Here is a 22,366-nt window from a genome sequence, read left to right on the forward strand (position 1 = left end):
GGCGCAGGGCGCAGCATGAAAAAGGGGCCGGAAATCATCCGGCCCCTTTCGTATCTGGTCAGCTGTCGGCGGGTGATTACCCGGCCGAACGCTTCGCCCGCTTGCGCTCGTGCGGATCGAGGATCGCCTTGCGCAGGCGAATGTTCTCGGGCGTCACTTCGACCATCTCGTCATCGTCGATATAGGCGATGGCCTGTTCCAGCGTCATCACGCGCGGCGGGGTGAGGCGGATCGAATCGTCCTTGCCGGTCGAACGGAAGTTGGTCAGCTGCTTCGACTTCATCGGATTGACCTCGAGGTCGTCCGGCTTGGCGTTTTCGCCAATGATGATGCCTTCGTAGATCTTCGCGCCGCCGCCGATGAACAGCTCGCCGCGTTCTTCCAGCATGTTGAGCGCGTAGGGTACCGCTTCGCCGGACACCATCGAGATCAGCACGCCGTTCTGGCGGCCTTCGATCTTGCCGCGGTAGGTGTCGTACTTCTCGTAGATGCGGTTCATGATGCCGGTGCCGCGCGTGTCGGACAGGAACTCGCCGTGATAGCCGATCAGGCCGCGCGACGGGGCGGAGAAGGTGATGCGGGTCTTGCCCTGGCCCGAGGGACGCATTTCGGTCAGCTCGGCCTTGCGGCGCTGCATCTTCTCGACAACCGTCCCCGAATGTTCGTCATCGACGTCGATGACGACCGTTTCGAACGGCTCCATGCGCTGGCCGTTTTCTTCGCGGAACAGCACGCGCGGACGACTGATGCCGAGTTCGAAACCTTCGCGGCGCATCGTTTCGATGAGCACGCCCAGCTGCAGTTCGCCGCGCCCGGCAACCTCGAAGCTGTCCTTGTCGGCGCTTTCGGTGATGCGGATGGCGACATTGGTTTCGGCTTCGCGATACAGACGGTCGCGGATCATGCGGCTGGTGACCTTGCTGCCTTCGCGGCCGGCCAGCGGGCTGTCGTTGACGGCGAAACGCATGGCGAGCGTCGGCGGATCGATGGGCTGCGCCTCGATCGGCGTCTTGATCTGCGGATCGGCGATGGTGTTCGAAACGGTCGCCTTCTCAAGCCCGGCGATGGCGATGATATCGCCCGCCTCGGCGCTTTCGACCGGCACGCGGTCGAGACCGTCGAAGCTCAGCAGCTTGGTTGCGCGGCCGACTTCGATGACAGTGCCCTGCGCGTCGAGCGCGTGGATCGGATCGTTGATGTTGACCGTGCCCGACTGGACGCGGCCGGTGAGCACGCGGCCCATGAAATTGTCGCGGTCGAGCAACGTCGCGAGGAAGCTGAACGGGGCTTCGGTATCGAGGCCCGGCGCGGGGACGTGGTCGACGATCAGCTTGAATAGCGCATCCAGATTGCCTTCGCGCGCATGCTCGTCTTCGCTGGCGTAACCGTCGCGGCCCGAAGCCCACAGGCTGGGGAAGTCGAGCTGGTCGTCATTCGCATCGAGGCTGGCGAAGAGGTCGAACACTTCGTCGAGCACGGCCTGCGGACGCGCATCGCCGCGGTCGATCTTGTTGACGACGACGATCGGGCGCAGGCCCAGGCCGAGTGCCTTGCCGGTGACGAACTTGGTCTGCGGCATCGGGCCTTCGGCGCTGTCGACCAGCAGGATCACCCCGTCGACCATCGAGAGGATGCGCTCGACCTCGGCGCCGAAGTCGGCGTGGCCCGGCGTATCGACGATATTGATACGCGTGCCGTTCCATTCGACGCTGGTGCACTTGGCGAGAATCGTGATCCCGCGTTCCTTTTCCAGATCGTTCGAATCCATCGCGCGTTCTTCGACGCGCTGGTTTTCGCGGAAGGTGCCGGATTGACGGAAAAGTTGGTCGACGAGAGTTGTCTTGCCGTGGTCGACGTGGGCGATGATCGCCACGTTGCGCAGGTCGCGGGACATGGAATGTGCTTTCTGTTAGCGTGCCGTAGCGTTAACGCATGAGCGGCACGATGCGTTTCGGGCGCGCCCCTAGCTTAGATGCTGCACTGCGACAAGCCGTTGCGGTGTAACGCGAAAGGCACAGTTGCGGCCCCCGCTGCGTCACGCGTCGGCTAAACGCTTGAGAGGGCATGCAAGTCTGGTAATCCGCCGCTCGCCTGCGTTATTTGGGGACTGCGCAGCAGACCAAAAAGACGTCTTGAGAGAAGAGGACATTTCATGAAATTCAATACTTTCGGCCGCCACGCGTCCGTTCGTACCGCCTTGCTGGCCGGCGCTGCCGCGCTGGTTCTGCCCGCCGCCGCCCAGGCGCAGGACGCCGACGCTGACATCGAGGCCGACGATACCGATATCGCCGCTCCCGCCAGCGGCAATGTGATCATCGTCACCGCGACCAAGCGCGAGCAGACGCTGCAGGAAACCCCCGTCGCGGTCAGCGTGACCACTTCCGAAGCGATCGAGCAGGCCCAGATTCGCGACGTCGCCGATCTCGCCACGCTGGTCCCCTCGCTGCGCGTCAGCCAGAACCAGAGCTCGTTCGCGACCAGCTATTCGGTCCGCGGCTTCGGCACCGATGGCAACAACATCGGTCTCGAGCCCTCGGTCGCGATGTTCGTCGACGGCGTCTATCGCAGCCGCGCGGTGTCGCAGATCTCCGATCTTCCCGACATCCAGCGCGTCGAAGTGCTGCGCGGCCCGCAGTCCACGCTGTTCGGCAAGAACGCCAGCGCGGGCGTGATCTCGATCGTCACCAAGGAACCGCAGTTCGAATTCGGCGGCATGGTCGAAGCCAGCTACGGCAATTACGACGCGATGGTCGTCAAGGGTTTCGTCACCGGCCCGATCAGCGATTCGGTCGCCTTCAGCGCGGGCGGCGGCATCAACAAGCGTGACGGCTACCTGACCAATGGCGTCAATGGCGACGACATCAACGACCGCGACCGCTGGTTCACCCGCGGCCAGCTGCTGTTCGACAATGGCGGCCCGCTGCGCGTCCGCGTAATCGGCGATTACGACAAGATCGAAGAGCGCTGCTGCGGCGTGCTCAACGTGGCGACCTCGGCCGAAATCGGTGCGATCCAGCTGCTCGGCGGCCAGGTCAACGATTTCCGCAATAATCCCGATGGCGATGTCGTGTTCACTGACGTCGATCCAATCAACAACGTCGAGAACTACGGCATCTCGGGCCAGGTCGATTACGACTTCGGCGCGCTGGGGCTGACCTCGATCACCGCCTATCGCAAGACCAAGCTCGGCGCCGACCAGGACGTCGACTTCACCAGCCTTCCGGCGGTGAGCGGGGCGAATATCGGCGATGCCGATATCGAAACCTTCACCCAGGAACTGCGGATTGCCTCGGATTTCGACGGCCCGTTCAACTTCCTGATCGGCGGCTATTACTTCGACGAACGCGTCGATACGTCGGACCAGATCGTTTTTGGTCCCGGCTTTCGTCCCTTCGCCGACTTGCTGCTGCAGGGTGCGACCGGCGGCACGCAGAATGTCAACACGCTCGAAGCCACGCTCTCGGCGCTGAACGGCACCGATTACACCGGCCAGTTCTTTGCTGAAGGCCAGGGCTTCTTCAACAACATCGTTCAGGACAACGAAGCGTTCTCGATCTTCGGCAATGTCGATTTCGAGATCACCGATCGTCTCGTGCTCACGCTTGGCGCGAACTACACCAAGGACAAGAAGCAGATCGTCACCAATTCGACGAGCACCGATGTGTTCTCGAACATCGATCTGGTGTCCTCGGGCAACCGGGCGATCTTCGCGCAGGGTCTCGCCACGCAGGTCGGCACGCTGCTCGGCCTCGGTCGTCCGGCCAGCCAAGCTGAAATCGGCGCCTTCGCCGGTGCCAACCCGGCCGCCTTCGGCCAGGTTTCGGCGGGCGTGCAGGCCTTCGCCGATGCCAACGATGCCAACCCCGCGGTGAACCCGCTGCTGGCACTGACCCCGTTCCAGTTCCTGCCGCCGATGCAGAACTGCCCGAACGCGGTTGAGGACTGCTCGACCAATGACGACGACTGGAGCTGGAACGTCCGCCTGGCTTACGAAGTCACGCCGACGCTCAATGTCTATGCCAGCTGGGCGACCGGCTACAAGGCACCGAGCTTCAACCTGTCGCGCGACAGCCGTCCGCTGCCGGCCGACTTCGCCGCGCTGCAGGCGCAGGACCTCGCGGTCACCAACCTGCGTCCGGGCACCCGCTTCGCCAATGCCGAGAATTCGGAAGTCTACGAAATCGGCATCAAGGGTAACTGGAGCCGTGCAGCCGCGAACCTGACCTTCTTCCAGCAGTCGATCGAGGATTTCCAGGCGAACACCTTCACGGGTACGTCGTTCATCCTGTCGAATGCGGGCAAGCAGGAAACCTTCGGGGTCGAATTCGACGGCCAGTTCTACGCCAGCGATGCGCTGACGCTGAGCGTCGCGATGACCTATCTCGATGCGCAGTACGATAACTTCGTCGCTTCGCCCGTGGGTGATCTCTCCGGTGAACCGGTTGCCGGCGTACCCGAACTGTCCGCCGTCTTCGGCGCGCAGTACAACAAGGAAATCAACTCGCGCGGCGACCGTGTCATCCTGCGCGGCGATTTCTCCTACTCGTCGCCGGTGCAGATGGTCGACGGTCTGACCAACTACATTGTGGTCGATCCGGCCACCGGTGAACGCGACTTCGGTCCGGCCCGCGCCGCGGCCGCAGCCTACAAGCGCGAGGTCAACAGCCTCAACGCATCGTTCACCTATGCCTTCGACATGGGGCTGGAACTGACCGTGTGGGGCCGCAACCTGCTCGACGACCGGTACCTGACCACGGTCTTCCCCGCAGTGGCGCAGGGGCAGGCGATCTCGGGCTACCCGAACCAGCCGCGCACCTACGGCGTGGCCGCAAGGTTCCGCTTCTGATCGAAGCCTGCATCTAGAAAAGGGAAGGGGGCCTGCGGGCCCCCTTTTCTTTTGGGGCGATTAAACCGCGCATACCCAAGCGGATTGGGGTGCTGATTGAGCGCCTCTGTCCTAAATCAGCTTTGCGACGTCCTTTTTAATGACTTTGAGGCAGCCCTTCGCCTTTGCCGAGAAAGCGCGCAAAAGGAGCGGGGCATTGGCGCGATGAAGCGGGTTGGGCTTGTTAAAGGTTATGTGAACTGTGAGGTTGTCACCGTTCTGAAACTCCGTTTCCGTGGGCACTAAGGCGACCACTATCTCACCTTTTTTCGACTTCCTCCGAATGTCTGGCGTTAAGTCGATTGTGTCACCAACTCCTTTGCACACGACAGGGCCGGGAGCGCTCCATTGGGTCTTTTGAACATCGATCGAAAGACTGATGGAGTGCTTCCGGTTGGCTACATTGGCCAAAATTCGGCATGCGTCGTCGCCGGTAGGGGGAGTTTGACCAGTGCAATGCGGCTTGAGCCGAAGGTATGTCGGCCACAGTTCTGGCGGAATCTTGCCACTCTTTCCGGAGAGCCGGGCTTTGACACCCTCGGCGCTGTCAGCCCACGGGAAGTAGACCGTATCGGTGTCCTTGATCTTGGAATCGAGTGCTCGGGCGCTCGCCCACGCCATCTGGTCAAAGGCATCCTTGAGCCGCAACAGGGCCTCTGTTCCCTTTCTGTCGACCTTGTTGGATGGAAAGGGGATGCGCTGGACATATTTGATGAATTTTCCGCCACTCTCAGGGTCTGGCTCTTCGACTCGTTCATACGGTGTGAGAGCAAAGTAATCCCCGAGAATGGCATCGAGCTCATCCAATGCTTCCCTGCCAAAGCGGGCCGTTCTTTCCGGAACCGCAAATAGTGCATCGAGATCGACAGACATTGAGCGCCTCTGTTAATTGCTCGCTTTTGAGCAGGAATAAGACACCAATTCATCGCCGCCGCCTAGAGCGCGCGCAATGCTTGGGCAGGCTTGGCGCGCAGCAGCGGCAGCGAGGCGCCCAGCGCGAAGGCCAGCACCACGCCAATGCCAAGACCCAGCACGGCGAGCACCACGCTCCAGTCTGGCAGCCAGTCGAATTCGAACAATTGCGTGACCACCAGCCATGCGGCCAGGCTTCCGATGCCCAGCGCGACCAGCGCAAGCGCGGCGGCAAGCGCGCTGTATTCGATAAGCTGCATCAGCAGGATCTGTCGCCGGTCGGCGCCCAGCACGCGCAGGACCACCGTATCGTAGGTCCGCGCTGCGCGCGCGGCGGCAATCGCGCCCAGCAGCACCGCAAGGCCCGCCAGGACCGCGACGCTGGCCGCGGCGAGCGTGGCCAGCCCGACCTGTTCGAGGATCGTGCGCGCCTGTTCGAGCACCCCGCCGACTTCGATCACCGAAGCCGAGGGCAACGCCGCGACCAGCGCCTGGAGCAGTGGGCCCGTGGGCGTGCCGGGGCTCAGTTCGACGGTCGCGGCCAGATTGTGCGGCGCATCGCTGATCGCATTGGGGCTGAGTACGAAGACATAGTTGAAGCCCAGGCTTTCCCAGTCGATCCGGCGCAGGCTGGCGATCCGCGCGGTGCGTTCGACCCCGAGGATGCCGAAGGTCAGCATGTCGCCCACTTCCAGCCCGGCGGCCTCGGCGAAATCGGCATCGATCGAAACCAGCGGTTCGCCGCCGTAGAACGGCCCCCACCATTCGCCCTCGGTCAGTTCGTTGCCCTCGGGCAAGTGATCGGCATAAGTCAGCCCGCGTTCGCCCCGTAGCGCCCAGGCTCCGTCGGGTATGTCCTCCAGCGTGGATGTACGGGTCATCGCCCCCTCGGGGCCGAAGGCGAGCACTGCGCCGCGCAGCGCGGGGACGGTGCGCCAGTTGGCATCGGGATCGGCCTCGCGCACCAATGTCTCGAACTCGGTCACCTGGTCGCGCGGGATATCGAGCACGAAATAGTCGGGCGCGCGGTCGGGTACGCGCTTGGCGATATTGCCGTCGATTGCGCTCTGCACGGCGGCCAGCAGCACGAAGGCGGCAAGTCCGAAGCCGAGCGCGGTGACCAGCGCGCCGGTCGATGAGCCGGGCCGGTGGAGGTTTGCCAGCGCATTGCGCGCGACCGGGCTTTGCGGGCGCGGGAGCGATGCGGCGACCTTGCGGATGCCCCAGCCCAGCAGTGCGAGCAGGCCCAGCACCGCCGCCACCCCGCCAAGGAAGCCGCCCGACAGCAGCGGGTTCTCGGCAGTCAGCAGCGCCAGCGCGACGATTGCGGCCAGTCCGCCGCCGACCAGCAGGAGGGCCTGCGGATCGCGGGCGAGCGGCGCGACGCGTGCGCGCATCAGCGCCATGGCGGGGAATTGGCGCGCGCGCAGCAGCGGGGGGGCGGCGAAGACCAGCGCCACCAGCATGCCGTAGGCAAGCGCGAGCAGCAGCGCGCCGGGATCGATCACGACCCCGCTCGATACGGGCAATAGCCCTTCGAGTGCGCGCGCGAGCAGCGGCACGGCAGCCACTCCCACGGCGATCCCCGCAAGGCTCCCGACGAGCGCGGCAGCGACGATCTGCAGCGCATAGATACGCGCGATGTCACCGCTCGACGCGCCAAGGATCTTGAGCGTGGCGATGCCCTGCCGCCGTGCATCGAGATAGGAAGTCACCCCGCCGCCGATACCGATGCCTGCGATTACCAGCGCGGCGAGGCCGACCAGCGTGAGAAATTCGCTCATCCGGTCGACGAAGCGGTCGGTCCCCGGTGCGGCGCGGTCGGCAATGTCGATATCGAACCCGGCTTCGGGAAAGCGGTCTTCCAGCGCTTCTTCGACATCCGCGGCATCGCGCGCCTGCGCGAAGCGGACGCGGGTTTTGGACTGGTACATCGAACCGGGCGCGATCAGCCCGGCGCGCGCGGGCAGTTCCTCGGCGACGATGATGGTCGGGCCCAGCTGGAACCCTTCGCCCAGCCGGTCGGGCTCGTCGGCGATGATCCCGCCCACCCGAAGCGTCTCGGTCCCGATAGCGATACTGTCGCCCGGAGCCACGCCCAGCCGGTCCGCCGCACCCTGCGACAGCCACGCCTCGTCAGGGGCGGGGGCACCGACCGCGCGGCCATCGGCCAGCGTCAGCGTGCCATAGAGCGGGTAGGCTGCATCGATCGCCTTCAGTTCGATTGGGGCGGCCTGGTCGTCGTAGCGCGCCATTGCCTGCATCCGCGTGCCCGCGGATACCTCGCCATACTCCTCCAGCGCGGCGCGTTCGGTCTCGTCGAGCGAACGCTGCCACAATTCCACCTGCAGGTCCCCGCCGAGATATTCGCGGCCATTGGCCTCGATCTCGCCCTCGATCGCGGCGGTCAGCGACCCGATCGCGGCCAGTGCGCCAGTGCCGAGGAACAGGCAGACCAGCAGCAGGCGTAGGCCCCGGAAACGCGCATTGAGATCGCGCCGCGCAATGCGCCAGGCGGTTGCCCAACTCATGCGGCGGTGTCGCTGGCGATGCGTCCGTCGGCGAGTTGCAGCACGCGCTCGCAATGGTCGGCGAGTTCGGGGTCGTGCGTGATCACCAGCAGCGTGGCCCCGGTTTCGGCGCGCCGTGCGAACAGCAGCTCGACGATTTCATGGCCCGTGGCGACATCGAGATTGCCGGTCGGTTCGTCGGCGAAGATCAGGTCGGGTCGCGCGGCGGTGGCGCGGGCGATCGCCACGCGCTGCTGCTCGCCGCCCGATAGTTGCTGCGGATAATGGTCGAGCCGGTGGCCGAGCCCGACCGCTTCGAGTTCGGCCCGCGCGCGCGCCTGCGCATCGCTTTCGCCCGCCAGCTCCATCGGCGTGGCGACGTTTTCGACCGCAGTCATGGTCGGCAACAGGTGGAACGCCTGCAGCACGATCCCGATCCGCCCGCGGCGGGCATGCGCCAGCGCGTCCTCGTCCATTGCGGCGAAATCCTCTCCCGCCACCTGCAGCGTGCCGCCGCTGGCGCGTTCGAGGCCCGAGAGCACGGCCATCAGCGAGCTCTTCCCCGAGCCCGAGGGGCCGAGCAGCGCCACGGTCGATCCGCGCGCGATATCGAGGTCGATCCCGCGCAGGATCTCGACCGGCGCTTCGCTGGTGCCGAGGGTGAGGGTGAGGTTGCGGGCGGAAATCGCGGCTTGAGAGTTGGTCACCTTGCTGCGATGGCATGCGGCCCAGTGTTGCACAAGGAATCTCGCCGATGCGTCTCGGGCCTTTGTCGATCATGCTCCTCGCCTTCGGGCTGGCCGCCTGCGGCAGTGCGGACGAGGTTGCCGAAGCACCGGGGCCTGCGCGGGACGCAGTGTCGGCGCCTGCCACGGATGTGGTGGTGGAGGGCCCCGAACGCCGCATCCTTGCGTTCGGCGACAGCCTGTTTGCGGGCTACGGGCTGGAAGAACAGCAGGGCTATCCCGAACAGCTCGAGGCGGGGCTGCGCGAGCGCGGCATCAATGCGCGCGTGGTCGATGCGGGCGTTTCGGGCGACACCAGCGCGGCGGGGCGCCAGCGGCTCGCCTTTACGCTCGATGCGCAAGCCACCCCGCCCGACCTCGTCATCCTCGAACTGGGCGGCAACGACATGCTGCGCGGGATCCAACCCGAGCAGACCCGTGCCAATTTCGCCGCCATGCTCGAGGAACTGCGCACGCGCGGCATCCCGGTGCTGGTGATGGGGATGCGCTCGCCGCCCAATTACGGCAGCGAGTACCAGCAGCAGTTCGACAGCCTCTATGGCGAGTTGGCGGAGCAATATGACGCGGCGCTGGTGCCGTTCTGGCTCGACAGCGTCTATGAAGACCGCAGCATGTTCCTGCCCGATCGCATCCACCCGACCGCGGCGGGGATCGCGGCGCTGGTCGATGATACGGTGGATGACGTCGAAGCCGCGCTGCCGCCTGCTTCCTAGACGCGTTCGACCGCGCCCGCGCCGACGCGCCATACGGCGGCTTCATCGGCGATCGTGCTGAAGGGCGCGGCCTCGGTGCCTGTCATCCACACTTGCGCGCCGCTGCCGCGCAATTGCTCGAACAGCGCCGCGCGGCGGACCGGGTCGAGATGCGCGGCGACCTCGTCGAGCAGCAGCAGTCCGGCGCGCCCCTGCGCGGCCAGGCCCGCATGGGCAAGGGTGATCGCCACCAGCATGGCCTTCTGTTCGCCGGTCGAGCTTTGCGCGGCTGGCACCCGCTTGGCGGCATGGACCACCTCCAGCTCGTCGCGATGCGGACCCGCCAGCGTGCGCTGTGCCGCGCGGTCGCGCGCGCGATTGTCGAACAGCGCCTGCGACAGCCCGTCGGCATGGTCGGGCGCGCCGGGTGCATAGGTAAGGGCGGGGCGCGCGAAGGGTTCGGCGGGCATTTCGGCAAGCCGCACCGCCAGCGTTTCGACCAGCCGCGCGCGGCCGCGCATCAGTGCTGCGCCATGCGGGACCATCTGCGCCTCGATCGCATCGAGCCAGCCGCTTTCGGGTTCGCGCCGGTCGGCCAGCAGGCGGTTGCGTTCGCGCAAGGCCGCTTCATAGCGGGCCGCATGGCTGGCATGCGCGGGATCGAGCGCCAGCGCCAGACGGTCCATATACCGCCGCCGATCGCCGGCCGGCCCGGTGAACAGGCCGTCCATCGCGGGCGTCAGCCAGGTGACCGCCAGCCATTCGCCGAGCCCCGTCGCGCTGCTTTCCGCGCCATTGATCCGCACCCGGCGTCGGCCCGGATTGGCGCTGTCCATATAAGTACCGAGGCGCACCGGACCATCGTCTTGCCGCAGGTCAGCGGCGACGCGAAAGCCTGTGCTGCTGTCGCTACGCATCATGTCGCCGAGCGCGGCGCGCCGCAGCCCGCGTCCGGGTGCAAGCAGCGAGAGCGCCTCGAGGATATTGGTCTTGCCCGCTCCGTTTTCGCCCACCAGCAGGTTGAACTGCGCGGTTTCGCCCAGCTCGGTCGCGGCGTGGTTGCGGAAGTCGATGAGTGAGATGCGGTCGAGCGCCATGGGTCGGCTGGCGATAGCGCGGGCACGCGGACCCCGCTACTCGAAAGGCGCATATCCAACAGTTGGGGAAATTTCCCAACCTTTCGGATTGATGAACGGATCGGGGTCGGGCTGTTCAGCAAGAAATGGCGGAAATCTGCGGTTTTTTCCAGTTTGGCACACCCGTTGCAATCATTGGGGTATCCCGGATGGTCCGGGGCCAAACAAACCAAGGATCAGGAGAACCACAATGAACACCTTCGAAAACGCCAGCAGTCGCGCTCTCGCCGCCATCTTCGCTCTCAGCATCTCGGCCGTCTTCATGGCCGCTGCGATCGTCCCCGCCAGCCCCACCGGCTTCATCGCCTGATCGCCCCGATCACGCACTCTCGCATCGAAAGGAAAGGAATTATGTTCAACTCGGAAAACGGCAACAAGCTCTTCGCAGCTGCCTTCTCGCTCGTCCTCTCGGCAGTGGCCTTCGCCACGGCTATCCTCCCGGCCTCGCCCAATGGAGTGATCGTATGAGCCAGCTGAAGCACCGCAATGAGGAACGCGCCGTCCGGCCCAGCAAGAGCTTCGCGCTCGATCGCACAGGCGGCAAGCTGATGGGCGTCTGCTCCGGCATCGCCCGCTACTTCGGCATCGACGTCACCTGGGTCCGCATCGGGTTCGTCGCAGGAACGCTGCTCGGTTTCGGCAGCTTCATCCTGATCTACCTCGCGATCGGACTGATCGCCGACTGACCACGGCCTCGCGCCAACCGACCCGGTTTTCGTGCCGGTCGTGGCTCAAAACAGAGAAAACCGGGAGGGGCCATCTGGCCCCTCTCTTGATTCCGGCCCCCGGGTCACATCGCCGAAATGCCGCCGTCGAGCTTGAGCTCCGCGCCGGTCATGAAGCGGCTTTCATCGCTCGCCAGATAGACCACCGCATTGGCGATATCGTTGGGTTCGCCCACGAACTTGAGCGGGATCTGCCGCGCCAGCTTCTCGAGCAGGACACCCTTTTCGATATTGTGGTTCTTCGCGGTGCCGTCGAGGATCGGCGTATCGACGAAGGTCGGATGGATCGAATTGCAGCGGATCTGCATGTTCTTCTTGGCGCAATGCAGCGCGATCGACTTGCTCAGCATCCACACCGAAGCCTTGCTGGCGTTATAGGCGGGCATCGTATCGCTCGCGATCAGCCCCGCAATGCTCGAAATGTTCACGATCGACCCCGGCGCGTGTTCGCGCATCAGCGGCAGCGCCTTCTGGCAACCGTGAAAGATCGAATCGACATTGATCGCAAAACAGCGCTTCCAGTCGTCGAAGTCGCAGGTCTCGATATTGCCCGCCACCCCGATCCCGGCGTTGTTGACCAGCACGTTGAGCCCGCCCATCTGGTCGCGCGCTGCCTCTACCGCGGCTTCCCAGGCCTGCGGATCGGTAACGTCGTGCTGGATGGCAAAGGCGGTGCCGGAACCCAACTGCTCGTTGATCAGCGAAGCGGTTTCCGCCGCGCCGTCGCCATTGATGTCGGTGCACAGCACGCGCGCGCCTTCTTCGGCCAGCCGGGTGGCATGCGCGCGCCCCAGGCCCTGCGCCGCGCCCGTTATCAGCGCCAGCTTACCCGCGCACCGCGGCTCGCGTTCCTTCGCCATCTCTCACTCTCCTGCCAGTAATCCCTGTCCCAGCAGCAAGAGCATGCGCACGTCGATCCCGCAACCATCGGCGCGCTTGGCGGCGATAAAGCTCTGGATGTCGGCCAGCGCAACGCGGTGTACGGTGATGTTCTCTCCCGCCACGCCGCCGCCTTGGCCGACTTTGGTCAGCTGGCGCGCGCGGACGAGGGTGAAGCTTTCGCTGACCATCCCGGGTGAGGACCAGAAACAGCCCTGGTCTTCGAGAATGGCGGCGCGGTAGCCGGTTTCCTCCTCGAGCTCGCGCCCGGCGGCGACCAGCGGGTCTTCCTCGGCGAGATCGTCCTCGTCGCCGATCAGCCCGGCGGGCAGTTCGATACAGGGACAGCCCAGCGGCACGCGGTATTGTTCGACCAGCAGGACATGGTCGTACTCGTCGACCGCCAGGATCACCGCCGCGCGGATACTGCGCGGGCGGCCGACATATTCCCACCGCCCACGTTTCTTCGCGGTGATGTACTTGCCCTGCCAGACGATCTGCTCGTCCGCATCATGGTCGGGGACCGACATGGTCAGACCTCGATCAGGCGGTCGGGCAATTCGTTTTCGTCATCCTCGCTGCGCGGGAAATGCTCGGACAGCACCTGACCGACATCGCGTACGCCCGCGGCCAGCCCTTCGGCGATATGGCCCTGTTTGATCTCGGCCAGCATGTCCGCCATCGCCTCGCCCCAGACCTCCGCCGGGACGATTGCGGCGATTGGCTGGTCGGCGACGATTTCCGCGCGGTGTTCGCGCATCGAGAGGTAGAGCAGCACGCCGGTGCGCCCATGCGTGCGCCGTTCGGCGCCGACCTTGAAATGCTTGATCGCACGGGCATGCGTGCGCGCGGTCTTCACCGGGCCCGGCGTCAGCATGAAGCGCAGCGGGTCCCAGCTCACCAGCAGCCAGCCGATCACGAAGGCGACCAGCCCCAGCGCAATCGTCATGCTCGCCAGTTCGCCGGTGGTCCATTCATGCGTCCAGCCGCCGACCAGCGCGTCCCACAGATCCATGAAGGGCTGGGGGATCATCGCGAAAAGGCTCATTGCCGAAAAGGCGAGCGCCGCCGCCCAGACCAGCACGACGTCGTTGTACTCGTCGCTCCGGTCGGCCAGCACGGTGACGATTTCGCCGCTGGTGGTGAGCTCGGCCTGCGCGACCGCATCGGATACGATCGTGTGATCGGCTTGCGAAAGATAGCCCATTACCACCCCCCGGAGGCGCCGCCGCCCCCGAAACTGCCACCGCCGCCGGAAAAGCCGCCGCCGAAACCACCGCCGCCGCCGAAGCCGCCACCGTCGCCCCAGCCGCCGCCGCCACCCCAGTCGTCGCCGCCGACGCCGCGGGCAATCGCCTTGCCGGCTTCCCACAGGATGATGTCGCCCACGACCCCGCCAACGCCGCCGCGGCGATAGCGCCGGCTGCGTCCGCCGCGGAACATCGGCAGAATGAAAAAGAAAAATATGAACCCGAGCCAGATCAGCGCGCCCACGGGAAAGCCGCCTTCGCTGTCGCGCTCTGCCGTTCGCTCCTGCGCCACGCGCGCGGCTTCTTCGGGCGGCAGTTCGAGCTGGGTGATGATCTGGTCGGCGCCCCAGGCGATGCCGCCCGAATAATCGCCCTCGCGGAAGAAGGGCTTCATCCCCTCGACATATTCGAAGGCCAGCCCGTCGGGGATCACCCCTTCGAGGCCATAGCCCACCTCGACCCGCATCTTGCGCTCGTTGGGCGCGACGACGAGGATGATGCCGTCATTGCGCTCGGCATCGCCAAGCGCCCATTCGCGGCCCAGCCGATAGCTGTAGTCGGCAATGTCGTAACCTTCGAGATCAGGCACGGTGAGGATCACGAACTGCCGCTGGTTTGCTTCCTCGAAAGCATCGAGCTTGGCAGTCAGTGCCGCTTCGGTGGCATCGTCGATGATGTTCGCGGCATCGACCACCGGCGCGGTGCCGCGCTCGGGGAAGTTCTGCGCGGCGGCGGGCAGGGCCAGGCCTCCGAGGAGGCCAAGCCCTGCCGCCAGCGGCAGAATGAGGCGGGCGAGGAGTGTGCGCATCGCAGCGCCGCTCAGTTCGCGGCGTCGCTATCCGAGCGCATGTTCAGCTCGGGCGCGGTTTCGGCGCCTTCGGTGACTGCCTGGTAGGGCACCATCGGTTCCGCACCGTGGATGATGTTCGCGCCGATCGTGTCGGGGAAGGTGCGGATGGTGGTGTTATACTGGCGGACCGCCTCGTTATAGTCGCGGATCGCGACGCGGATGCGGTTTTCCTGGCCTTCAATCTGGGTCATGAAGCGGCCGAAGTTTTCCTGGCTGCGCAGTTCGGGATAGGCTTCGACATTGGCCATCAGCCGCGAGAGCGCGCCGCCGAAGGTGTTCTGCGCTTCCTGGTACTGCGCCATCTTCTCCGCATCGCCGAGATCGTCGCCATCGATCTGGATTTCGGGACGCGTTGCCGAAGCACGCGCCTGCACCACTGCCTCGAGCGTGTCGCGTTCCTGCTCGGCCGAGCTCAGCACGATCTGCTCGAGATTGGGCACGAGGTTGGCGCGTTCCTGGAACGCGGCCTCGACATCGGCCCATTTCGCCTTCGCGGTCTCCTCGGCCGCGGGCACCGAGTTGATCCCACAGGCCGACAGGGCCAGCGCGGCGGCAGCGACGATAGAGGTGCGAAAAGCAGCCAAGCGGTTCATGAAAAATCCCTCGTGTGGTAAACGTGTCTTGTCTAGATAGCACACCTTTCCGACCTTTCAAGATTAACGCGATCTTGTCGTCCCGCGGTGTCAGTGGCAGAAAGCCTCACGATTACGATGGTAAACAGGAACTGCCGCATGTTAAAAGATTTCAAGGATTTTATCGCCAAGGGCAACGTGATCGATCTCGCCGTGGCGGTCATCATCGCCGGCGCTTTCGGTACGATTGTCGCATCGCTAACCGACGAGGTTATCATGCCGGTCGTCGGCGCGCTGTTCGGCGGGGCGGATTTCTCCAGCTATTTCATCCTCCTCACCACGCCGGAAGGCTATGAAGGGTCGCTCACCGACTATGCCGCGCTCAAGGAAGCAGGCGCGGCGATGATCGGTTACGGCGCCTTCATCACCGCGATTATCAACTTCGTGATCCTGGCGTTCATCATCTTCCTGCTGGTGCGCTATGCCAAGAAGGTGATGGCCGAGTTCGAGGAGAAGGAAGAAGCGGCGGCACCCGCCGGTCCGACCGAGATCGAGCTGCTGACCGAAATCCGCGACGCGCTGAAGAAGTAAAATTGCCGCGCCTGCCCGCCCGCGGTGCGGGGGGAGGGCTACGGCCCGTCCCGCATCTGGCGGGTATGTGGCTGCATACACTTCACATTAAGCCGGCAGGGCCTATATGGGTCCTGCCCGTTTCGGCGGGATATGGCGATAAATGGCGCTGTGTAATAGGTACAACGGACCCGGGGGCAGTACCCGGCGGCTCCACCACAAACCGCTGAAATGGCGGATTATGACGGGGCCGAACTAGGATCGACGTGTGCTGAAAGGCAGTGGTTTTGCTCGGGCTGAGTACCCCGTAAAAATGTTCACAACACACAAGTGCCAACGATAACGAAGCACTCGCTCTCGCAGCGTAATTTGATGGCCTAACGGCCTGAATTTACAAAGCTAAAGCGCGGTTGGACCCACCGGGCAACAGAAGCGGATTCCGGGGCTCCGGGGGTAGCTAGCAACAGAAACCCCCACCTTCTTCCAAATTTGCTTGGCAGCCGGACGCTCAGTCTGCGGCCGGATCGCGCTCCGCGGCCGCCTTGGCCTCGCGCTCGTACCGCAGCGCGTCCAGGATCTTCGCCCCGCCGAGGAACACCGCGCCCGCGGTTGCCGTGAACAGCAGATAGCCGCCCCATCCGGGATATTCGACCGTGTAATGCGCGCCGCGTGTCATCGCGCCGAGGGCAAGCGCGAAGATGATCAGAAACGCCTCAAGACGCGTCTTGATCACAAACAGCCGCTTCATCTTCCCGAACACGCTCGCTTTGGCCTCCACCCTTAACCCTTTACACCTGCAAGCCACGTGCCACCGGCGCGTTACTGCGATGTACAGTGGTTAATATTGCGTGGAGTGTAAAAGCGCCCGACGCGGCGGTCCAGTGTCTTAACGCAGGGGGCGTCGTTCAGGCGAGTTCGTCCAGCGAAAGCACGGAAAGCAGCGCTTCACGCGCTTCGATCACGACCTTGGCGAGTTCGCCCGAGCCGACCTGCTCGGGTTCGATCCGCGCGGGCCAGTGGGCTGCGATGACCGATTCGATTCGCTGCGCCTTCATATCGTCGAGCAGGAACCGCGCATCGACCGTGGCCGGATCGGCCACCACGCGCAGCCGCAGACAGGCGGGGCCGCCGCCATTGGCCATCGACTGGCGCACATCGACCGGAATGACATGGCGGATCGGGCCGTTCGAGGCTAGCATGCTTTCGCACCATGCCCAGACGCTCGCGCTGTCCTGGCATTCGCTCGGCACCACCAGCGCCATCTCCCCGCTCGGCAGCGTCAGCAGCTGGGCGTTGAACAGATAGGTCCGGATCGCCTCTTCGAGGCTGACTGCGCTCGCGGGAACTTCGACCACGTGGATGCGGGGGAAGGCGGCGAATATCGCCTCGTAGGCGTCCTTGCGATCGGCGAAGGCGAGTTCATGCGTGAACAGCACGTTCTGGTTCGCCACTGCGACGACATCGTTATGGAACGCCCCCGCCGCGACCGCCGCGGGGTTCTGCTCGACGAATACGCAGCGCGCGGGATCGAGGCCGTGGAGGCGCGCGACCGCCCGGCTGGCCTGTTCATGCTGGCGCGCGGGAAAGCGTCCGCCGGGGCGGCCATAGACGAATACTTCGACCCCGGGGGCGTCGTGGCTGTCGCACAGCCGCATGTGATTGGCCGCGCCCTCGTCGCCGAAGCTGGGCGGGATCGCATCATGCACTTCGAAATGCCGCGTATCGCCAAAGGCGATCTTCAATTGCGCCTGCGTGTCGCGCCATTCCTGGGCGCGGTGGGCCATTGTGACGAGATTGGCGGGGGTCAGGTGGCAGCGCCCGTCGGCCGTATCGGGCGCGGGGCTGACGGTCGCCGCATTGGCAGTCCACATCGCGCTCGCCGACCACGCCGCCGCCACCAGCGCGCGATCGGTATCGGGGCCGATGGCAAGGTCGCGCAGCAGCGCGGGGTTCGGGCGCGGCAGCGGCAGCAAAAAACCCTGCGCCAGTCCGCGCTCCATATTGCGGCGCATCTTGGCCACGCCCTGCAGCGCCGCCGCGCGCGGAAAGGACGCATCGCCGCGATGGCTCGCGCTGGCGATATTGCCGGGACTGAGGCCTGCGTAATTGTGGGTCGGGCCGACGATCCCGTCGAAATTGATTTCGACCAGCCCGCTCATCGCGCCACGCTCCACACTTCGTCGCCAACGCCAACCCCAAGCGCTTCGGCGCAGATCGTATCGATCGATATCGACCCGTCCTCGGCGATTTCGCGCATACCATAGGCGCTGCGGAAAGTGTCGAGCGTGCCGGTGGCGATCAGCGCGCGCTCCCCGATATCGAGATCGGTTGCGGCGACCTTGCCCGGCTGCGCCTGGCGGATGCTGCGAACCTGGTCGGTCCGCGCCAGCATAGTCGGGCCGCCATCGAAGATGTCGACATAGCCCTCGGCGGCGAAGCCTTCGTTTTCCAGCATCCGCATCGCGGCGCGGCCGCTCGGGTGGGGCACGCCGATGACCTTCTTCGCCTCCTCGTCGAGCATGGCGACATAGACCGGGTGCTTGGGCATCAGATCGGCGATGAACTGGTTGCCGTTGATCGCATTGAAATAGTCGGCTTCCTGGAAGGTCATTCCGAAGAAGCGGCCAGCGACGCCGTCCCAGAAGGGCGAACCGCCGCGGTCGTCGATCACGCCGCGCAATTCGGCGATGATGCGATCGGCAAAGCGGCTGCGGTGCATCGCGACGAAGAGATAGCGGCTGCGCGCGAGCAGCAGGCCGAGCCCGCCCGCGCGTTCGCCCGGGTGGAGGAACAATCCGCCCACTTCGGAGGAGCCTTCGAGATCGGTGACGAGGCTGAGCAGTTCGGCGCGTACGGTGCGGTCGAGTTCGCGGCTGTGCTGGGTCAGCGTGTTGAGCCGGTAGCTGTAGAACGGCCATTGCTGCCCGACCTGGCTGAATAGCTGGCAGGTGCCGCGCACCTGGCCGGTCTCGGTGTTTTCTAGCACCAGGGTGAACTGGTCGTCGCCCAGATCGTCATTGGTCCGGGCAAAGGCTTGCTCGGCCCGTTCGAGCTTGCGTGTCAGCGCCTCGCGGTCGGCGGGCAGATTGGTAAAGCCACCACCGGTCAGCTTGGCCATCTCGTAGAGATGTTCGAGGTCGGTGATATGCGCGGCGCGCAGGCGGAAGGTCACAGATGGTCTCCGGTGGAAAGCTTGGCGAGCACGAGCGCGGACAGCGCGGCGCGCTCGCGAAGGCTTGGCACGATCATGAATTCGTCGGGTGAGTGGATCGCCCCGCCGCGGACGCCGAGCGTATCGACCACCGGTACGCCGGTGGCGGCGATATTGTTGCCATCGCATACGCCGCCGGTGCTTTTCCAGCCGATCTGCTGGCCCAGCTCGGCACCGCAGGCCTTGACCAGGTCGAACAGGCGCTGTGCCTTGGCATCGACCGGCTTGGGTGGCCGCGTGACGCCGCCATGGCGATGGACACCGACGTCGTGCTGCGCGGCGACCTGCGTGATCAGCGCCTCCAGCTCAGCCTCGAAACGGCTCATCGCGTCGGTCGACTTGGGGCGGATATTGAACCGCAGCACGGCAAGGTCGGGGACGACATTGTTGGCGCTGCCGCCCTCGATCTTGGCCGGATTCACGGTGATGTCCTCCGCTTCGAGCGCCTTGATCCGCAACACCAGGTCGCTTGCCGCGACGATCGCATTGCGCCCGTCCTGCGGATTGCGCCCGGCATGCGCAGACTTGCCCGTGAAGGTAATCGAATAATTGCCCGTCCCGCCGCGCGCATGCGCCAGCGTGCCGTCGGGCAGCGCGCTGGGCTCATAGGTGAGCGCGGCATATTTCCCCCGCGCCAGTTCCTCGATCAGCGCGCGGCTGGCGAGGCTGCCGGTTTCCTCGTCCGAATTGATCATTACGTCGTAACCCACGCGCTGCGACCCTTCGATCCCCTCAAAGGTCGTGAGCGAGTGGAGGATGACGTTGAGCCCGCCTTTCATGTCGGCAGTGCCGGGGCCGTTGATCGTCTCGTCGTCGAGCCAGACGGTATCCTGGAACGGGTGATCGGCGGGGAACACCGTGTCCATATGTCCGGTCAGCACGAAGCGGCGTTCCGCCTCGGGACGCACGCGCAACACCATGTGCCGGCCATGCGGTTTTTCGAACTCCTGCCCTTCGGCGGAGATTGCCGTGACCGTCGCGGGTTCGACCAGCTCGATCTCGCCGGGGAGCGTGCTGAAGGCATCGGAGAGCACACTTGCCATCTTTGCCAGCCCGGCGATATTGGCGGTCCCCGTGTTGATGGCGGCCCAGGCCTGCACCTGGCCCAGCATCGTATCGGCGTCGATCGCGTCGAGGAGGGCTTGAGCGGGCATATCCGGTTTCATGCGCAACGTCCTTAATCCTGCGGTTAGCCGAGTCCACCCCGTGCCTTGCATTGATCAACCGCTGACGGCATAGACCGTGGTGCTCCTCCCCGGGTTCGACATCGCCAGTTTTTCATACCCCCCGAGGAGTTCCATGACCGAATATGTAACGCGCGCCGGAATCGAAACCGATCCGCAGCTTGCCGCTTTCATCGATACCGAAGTGCTGGGCCCGCTGGGCCGCGACGCCGATGCCTTCTGGCAGGGTTTCACGGATTTGCTGGGCAGGTTCGCCCCGCGCAATGCCGCGCTGCTCGCCAAACGCGAGGATTTGCAGGCCAAGATCGACGCGTGGCATGGCGAGCGCGCGGGCCAGCCGCATGATGCCGCGGCCTATCGCAGCTTCCTTGAAGATATCGGCTACCTCGTCCCCGAACCCGGCGACTTCACCATCGGCACCGGGAATGTCGATCCCGAGATTGCCACCATGGCGGGGCCGCAACTGGTGGTGCCGATCCTCAATGCCCGCTTCCTGCTCAACGCCGCCAATGCGCGCTGGGGCAGCCTCTACGATGCCTTCTACGGCACCGATGCCCTCGACGCGCCGCCGGCCCAGCCGGGCGGTTATGACGAACTGCGCGGTGCCGCCGTGGTCGCCGAGGCCAAGCGCTTCATGGACGAGACGGTTCCCCTGGCCGATGGCCGCAAATGGGCCGATCTTGCCGATGTGAAGGAGAACGGCATTCCGCTGGCCGATCCGGCGCAATGCCTCGGCTGGAACGAGACCTCATGCTTCTTCCGCCATAACGGCCTGCATATCGAAGTGGTGTTCGATGCCGCGCATCCGGTCGGCAGCACCGACCCTGCCAACATCGCCGACATCGTGCTCGAATCCGCATTGACCACGATTGCCGATTGCGAGGATTCGGTCGCGGCGGTCGATGCCGAAGACAAGCTCACCGCCTATCGCAACTGGCTCGGCGTGATCCGCGGCGATCTGGAGGAAAGCTTCGAGAAGGGCGGCAACACGCTCACTCGCAAGCTGGTGGGTGACAAGACTTACACCGACAGCGACGGCGGCGAACACAGCCTGCCCGGACGCAGCCTGATGTTCGTGCGCAATGTCGGCCATCTGATGACCAACCCGGCGATGCGCTGGGACGGCAAGGAAATCCCCGAAGGCATTCTCGATGCGGTGGTCACCTCGGCGATCGGCGCGCAGGACGTCGCGGGCCTCGGCAAATACGGCAATTCGCGCTGCGGCAGCATCTATATCGTGAAGCCCAAGATGCACGGGCCCGAGGAATGCGCCTTCACCAACGACCTGTTCGACGCGGTGGAAGATTTGCTCGGCCTGCCGCGCCACACGATCAAGGTCGGCGTGATGGACGAGGAACGCCGCACATCGGCCAATCTCGCCGCCTGCATCCACGCGGTGAAGGACCGCATCGTCTTCATCAACACCGGCTTCCTCGACCGCACGGGTGACGAGATCCACACCTCGATGCGTGCGGGTCCGATGATGCGCAAGGGCGAGATGAAGAACTCGGCCTGGCTCAAGGCCTATGAGGCGCGCAATGTCGGCATCGGCCTCGCGCATGGCCTGTCGGGGCGCGCGCAGATCGGCAAGGGCATGTGGGCGGCGCCCGACCTGATGGGGCAGATGATGATCGACAAGATCGGCCATCTTCGCGCCGGGGCGAACACCGCCTGGGTGCCGAGCCCGACCGCCGCGACGCTGCACGCGATCCATTATCACCGCGAGGACGTGTTCGAGATTCAGAAGGGCCTGCCCGATGCGGCGAAGCTCGACGAACTGCTCGCCATCCCGCTGGCGGACGGCGTGAACTGGTCGGAAGAGGAAATCCGCGCCGAGCTCGACAACAATTGCCAGGGCCTGCTCGGCTATGTCGTGCGCTGGATCGATGCCGGCGTCGGTTGCTCCAAGGTCCCCGACATCAACGACATTGGCCTGATGGAAGACCGCGCCACGCTGCGCATTTCCAGCCAGCATATCGCCAACTGGTTGCTGCACGGCGTCATCTCCGAAGAGCAGGTGATGGACAGCCTGCGCCGCATGGCGGCCAAGGTCGACGAGCAGAATGCGGGCGATCCCTTCTACCAGCCGCTGCTGGAGAACGAGGACGGCGCCGCTTTCAGCGCGGCCAAGGACCTGATCCTCAAAGGCGTCGAACAGCCCAGCGGTTACACCGAACCGCTGCTGCACGCCTGGCGGCGCGAGAAAAAAGCGCAGGGCTGACCACAGCCAATCGCGATCGAAGG

Annotated in this window: 21 protein-coding genes and 1 other RNA gene; 8 read left to right on the forward strand and 14 right to left on the reverse strand. The window is 65.0% G+C overall.

From position 1 onward, the window contains the following. Positions 1 to 76: 76 nt before the first annotated feature. Positions 77 to 1,894: a translational GTPase TypA gene (gene typA / locus V6B15_RS03110; RefSeq protein ID WP_334199983.1), complete on the reverse strand. Its 1,818-nt coding sequence runs from the start codon at positions 1,892 to 1,894 to the stop codon at positions 77 to 79. 258 nt (positions 1,895 to 2,152) lie between these two features. On the opposite strand from typA, the gene V6B15_RS03115 reads away from it, so the two are divergent. After that, positions 2,153 to 4,846 (forward strand): TonB-dependent receptor, encoded by a 2,694-nt coding sequence (locus V6B15_RS03115; protein ID WP_334199984.1) that lies wholly within the window; start codon positions 2,153 to 2,155, stop codon positions 4,844 to 4,846. A 111-nt stretch (positions 4,847 to 4,957) separates the two neighbouring features. Here V6B15_RS03115 and V6B15_RS03120 read toward each other — a convergent pair whose 3' ends face one another. The 3 genes from V6B15_RS03120 to V6B15_RS03130 all read right to left on the reverse strand — a co-directional run bounded on the left by V6B15_RS03120 (position 4,958) and on the right by V6B15_RS03130 (position 9,014). Next, positions 4,958 to 5,758, reverse strand: a complete 801-nt coding sequence (locus V6B15_RS03120; protein ID WP_334199985.1) for a hypothetical protein — start codon at positions 5,756 to 5,758, stop codon at positions 4,958 to 4,960. Between the two features lie 62 nt (positions 5,759 to 5,820). Next, complete coding sequence (locus V6B15_RS03125) at positions 5,821 to 8,328, reverse strand: ABC transporter permease (RefSeq protein ID WP_334199986.1); 2,508 nt, start codon at positions 8,326 to 8,328, stop codon at positions 5,821 to 5,823. Next, positions 8,325 to 9,014: an ABC transporter ATP-binding protein gene (locus V6B15_RS03130; protein WP_334199987.1), complete on the reverse strand. Its 690-nt coding sequence runs from the start codon at positions 9,012 to 9,014 to the stop codon at positions 8,325 to 8,327. Before V6B15_RS03130 ends, V6B15_RS03125 begins: the two co-directional genes overlap by 4 nt. 47 nt (positions 9,015 to 9,061) lie before the next feature. On the opposite strand from V6B15_RS03130, the gene V6B15_RS03135 reads away from it, so the two are divergent. Next, complete coding sequence (locus V6B15_RS03135) at positions 9,062 to 9,766, forward strand: arylesterase (protein WP_334199988.1); 705 nt, start codon at positions 9,062 to 9,064, stop codon at positions 9,764 to 9,766. Here the strand turns inward: V6B15_RS03135 and recF are convergent. After that, a complete protein-coding gene (gene recF, locus V6B15_RS03140) occupies positions 9,763 to 10,842 on the reverse strand; it encodes a DNA replication/repair protein RecF (RefSeq protein ID WP_334199989.1) in 1,080 nt (359 codons plus the stop codon). The two genes, V6B15_RS03135 and recF, sit on opposite strands and share 4 nt — an antisense overlap. 229 nt (positions 10,843 to 11,071) lie before the next feature. Here recF and V6B15_RS03145 point away from each other — a divergent pair, with 229 nt between their 5' ends. From V6B15_RS03145 to V6B15_RS03155, 3 genes are read left to right on the forward strand one after another with little or no spacing between them, the layout of a single operon-like run. Continuing rightward, positions 11,072 to 11,191 (forward strand): recombination protein F, encoded by a 120-nt coding sequence (locus V6B15_RS03145; RefSeq protein ID WP_334199990.1) that lies wholly within the window; start codon positions 11,072 to 11,074, stop codon positions 11,189 to 11,191. A 41-nt stretch (positions 11,192 to 11,232) separates the two neighbouring features. Next, positions 11,233 to 11,349 carry an enoyl-CoA hydratase gene (locus V6B15_RS03150; RefSeq protein WP_253523250.1) on the forward strand — a complete coding sequence of 39 codons (117 nt, stop codon included), beginning with the start codon at positions 11,233 to 11,235 and terminating at the stop codon, positions 11,347 to 11,349. Further along, positions 11,346 to 11,567, forward strand: a complete 222-nt coding sequence (locus V6B15_RS03155; protein ID WP_334199991.1) for a PspC domain-containing protein — start codon at positions 11,346 to 11,348, stop codon at positions 11,565 to 11,567. The genes V6B15_RS03150 and V6B15_RS03155 overlap by 4 nt, the downstream gene beginning before the upstream one ends. Positions 11,568 to 11,671: 104 nt before the next feature. Here V6B15_RS03155 and V6B15_RS03160 read toward each other — a convergent pair whose 3' ends face one another. From V6B15_RS03160 to V6B15_RS03180, 5 genes are read right to left on the reverse strand one after another with little or no spacing between them, the layout of a single operon-like run. After that, entirely contained in the window at positions 11,672 to 12,466 is a 795-nt protein-coding gene (locus tag V6B15_RS03160; protein WP_334199992.1) for an SDR family oxidoreductase, read from the reverse strand. Positions 12,467 to 12,469: 3 nt separating this feature from the next. Further along, positions 12,470 to 13,015: an NUDIX hydrolase gene (locus V6B15_RS03165; RefSeq protein ID WP_334199993.1), complete on the reverse strand. Its 546-nt coding sequence runs from the start codon at positions 13,013 to 13,015 to the stop codon at positions 12,470 to 12,472. 2 nt (positions 13,016 to 13,017) lie between these two features. Next, positions 13,018 to 13,692 (reverse strand): TPM domain-containing protein, encoded by a 675-nt coding sequence (locus tag V6B15_RS03170; RefSeq protein WP_334199994.1) that lies wholly within the window; start codon positions 13,690 to 13,692, stop codon positions 13,018 to 13,020. After that, on the reverse strand, positions 13,692 to 14,543 hold the full coding sequence (locus tag V6B15_RS03175; protein ID WP_334199995.1) for a TPM domain-containing protein: 852 nt from the start codon (positions 14,541 to 14,543) through the stop codon (positions 13,692 to 13,694). Before V6B15_RS03175 ends, V6B15_RS03170 begins: the two co-directional genes overlap by 1 nt. Positions 14,544 to 14,554: 11 nt before the next feature. Further along, on the reverse strand, positions 14,555 to 15,178 hold the full coding sequence (locus tag V6B15_RS03180) for a LemA family protein (RefSeq protein WP_334199996.1): 624 nt from the start codon (positions 15,176 to 15,178) through the stop codon (positions 14,555 to 14,557). 138 nt (positions 15,179 to 15,316) lie between these two features. On the opposite strand from V6B15_RS03180, the gene mscL reads away from it, so the two are divergent. Both mscL and ssrA read left to right on the forward strand, forming a co-directional pair. After that, a complete protein-coding gene (gene mscL, locus V6B15_RS03185; protein ID WP_334199997.1) occupies positions 15,317 to 15,748 on the forward strand; it encodes a large conductance mechanosensitive channel protein MscL in 432 nt (143 codons plus the stop codon). A 77-nt stretch (positions 15,749 to 15,825) separates the two neighbouring features. Beyond that, positions 15,826 to 16,168, forward strand: a transfer-messenger RNA (tmRNA) gene (gene ssrA, locus V6B15_RS03190). Between the two features lie 67 nt (positions 16,169 to 16,235). Here the strand turns inward: ssrA and V6B15_RS03195 are convergent. The 4 genes from V6B15_RS03195 to V6B15_RS03210 form a co-directional block, all read right to left on the reverse strand. Continuing rightward, positions 16,236 to 16,487 carry a hypothetical protein gene (locus tag V6B15_RS03195; RefSeq protein WP_334201317.1) on the reverse strand — a complete coding sequence of 84 codons (252 nt, stop codon included), beginning with the start codon at positions 16,485 to 16,487 and terminating at the stop codon, positions 16,236 to 16,238. 145 nt (positions 16,488 to 16,632) lie between these two features. Further along, positions 16,633 to 17,886 (reverse strand): N-succinylarginine dihydrolase, encoded by a 1,254-nt coding sequence (locus V6B15_RS03200; RefSeq protein ID WP_334199998.1) that lies wholly within the window; start codon positions 17,884 to 17,886, stop codon positions 16,633 to 16,635. Further along, entirely contained in the window at positions 17,883 to 18,899 is a 1,017-nt protein-coding gene (locus tag V6B15_RS03205; protein WP_334199999.1) for an arginine N-succinyltransferase, read from the reverse strand. The genes V6B15_RS03200 and V6B15_RS03205 overlap by 4 nt, the downstream gene beginning before the upstream one ends. Next, a complete protein-coding gene (locus tag V6B15_RS03210) occupies positions 18,896 to 20,104 on the reverse strand; it encodes a hydrolase (protein ID WP_334200000.1) in 1,209 nt (402 codons plus the stop codon). Before V6B15_RS03210 ends, V6B15_RS03205 begins: the two co-directional genes overlap by 4 nt. A 133-nt stretch (positions 20,105 to 20,237) precedes the next feature. Between V6B15_RS03210 and V6B15_RS03215 the strand changes: the two genes are divergently transcribed. Beyond that, the gene (locus V6B15_RS03215; RefSeq protein ID WP_334200001.1) at positions 20,238 to 22,343 is read left to right on the forward strand and encodes a malate synthase G; all 2,106 of its coding nucleotides are present in this window, start codon (positions 20,238 to 20,240) and stop codon (positions 22,341 to 22,343) included. Positions 22,344 to 22,366 lie beyond the last annotated feature (23 nt).

The sequence above is a fragment of the Qipengyuania sp. Mu-71 genome, assembly GCF_036867055.1.
GTDB classification, from domain to species: domain Bacteria; phylum Pseudomonadota; class Alphaproteobacteria; order Sphingomonadales; family Sphingomonadaceae; genus Qipengyuania; species Qipengyuania profunda.

Coding starts and splice junctions, on each gene's coding strand:
- V6B15_RS03180 (WP_334199996.1), bottom strand. CDS start 15,178: ATGAACCGCTTGGCTGCTTTTCGCACCTCTATCGTCGCTGCCGCCGCG.
- V6B15_RS03170 (WP_334199994.1), bottom strand. CDS start 13,692: ATGGGCTATCTTTCGCAAGCCGATCACACGATCGTATCCGATGCGGTC.
- V6B15_RS03150 (WP_253523250.1), top strand. CDS start 11,233: ATGTTCAACTCGGAAAACGGCAACAAGCTCTTCGCAGCTGCCTTCTCG.
- V6B15_RS03115 (WP_334199984.1), top strand. CDS start 2,153: ATGAAATTCAATACTTTCGGCCGCCACGCGTCCGTTCGTACCGCCTTG.
- V6B15_RS03215 (WP_334200001.1), top strand. CDS start 20,238: ATGACCGAATATGTAACGCGCGCCGGAATCGAAACCGATCCGCAGCTT.
- mscL (WP_334199997.1), top strand. CDS start 15,317: ATGTTAAAAGATTTCAAGGATTTTATCGCCAAGGGCAACGTGATCGAT.
- V6B15_RS03165 (WP_334199993.1), bottom strand. CDS start 13,015: ATGTCGGTCCCCGACCATGATGCGGACGAGCAGATCGTCTGGCAGGGC.
- V6B15_RS03135 (WP_334199988.1), top strand. CDS start 9,062: ATGCGTCTCGGGCCTTTGTCGATCATGCTCCTCGCCTTCGGGCTGGCC.
- recF (WP_334199989.1), bottom strand. CDS start 10,842: ATGGCGCTCGACCGCATCTCACTCATCGACTTCCGCAACCACGCCGCG.
- V6B15_RS03210 (WP_334200000.1), bottom strand. CDS start 20,104: ATGAAACCGGATATGCCCGCTCAAGCCCTCCTCGACGCGATCGACGCC.
- V6B15_RS03155 (WP_334199991.1), top strand. CDS start 11,346: ATGAGCCAGCTGAAGCACCGCAATGAGGAACGCGCCGTCCGGCCCAGC.
- V6B15_RS03200 (WP_334199998.1), bottom strand. CDS start 17,886: ATGAGCGGGCTGGTCGAAATCAATTTCGACGGGATCGTCGGCCCGACC.
- V6B15_RS03125 (WP_334199986.1), bottom strand. CDS start 8,328: ATGAGTTGGGCAACCGCCTGGCGCATTGCGCGGCGCGATCTCAATGCG.
- V6B15_RS03145 (WP_334199990.1), top strand. CDS start 11,072: ATGAACACCTTCGAAAACGCCAGCAGTCGCGCTCTCGCCGCCATCTTC.
- V6B15_RS03175 (WP_334199995.1), bottom strand. CDS start 14,543: ATGCGCACACTCCTCGCCCGCCTCATTCTGCCGCTGGCGGCAGGGCTT.
- typA (WP_334199983.1), bottom strand. CDS start 1,894: ATGTCCCGCGACCTGCGCAACGTGGCGATCATCGCCCACGTCGACCAC.
- V6B15_RS03120 (WP_334199985.1), bottom strand. CDS start 5,758: ATGTCTGTCGATCTCGATGCACTATTTGCGGTTCCGGAAAGAACGGCC.
- V6B15_RS03160 (WP_334199992.1), bottom strand. CDS start 12,466: ATGGCGAAGGAACGCGAGCCGCGGTGCGCGGGTAAGCTGGCGCTGATA.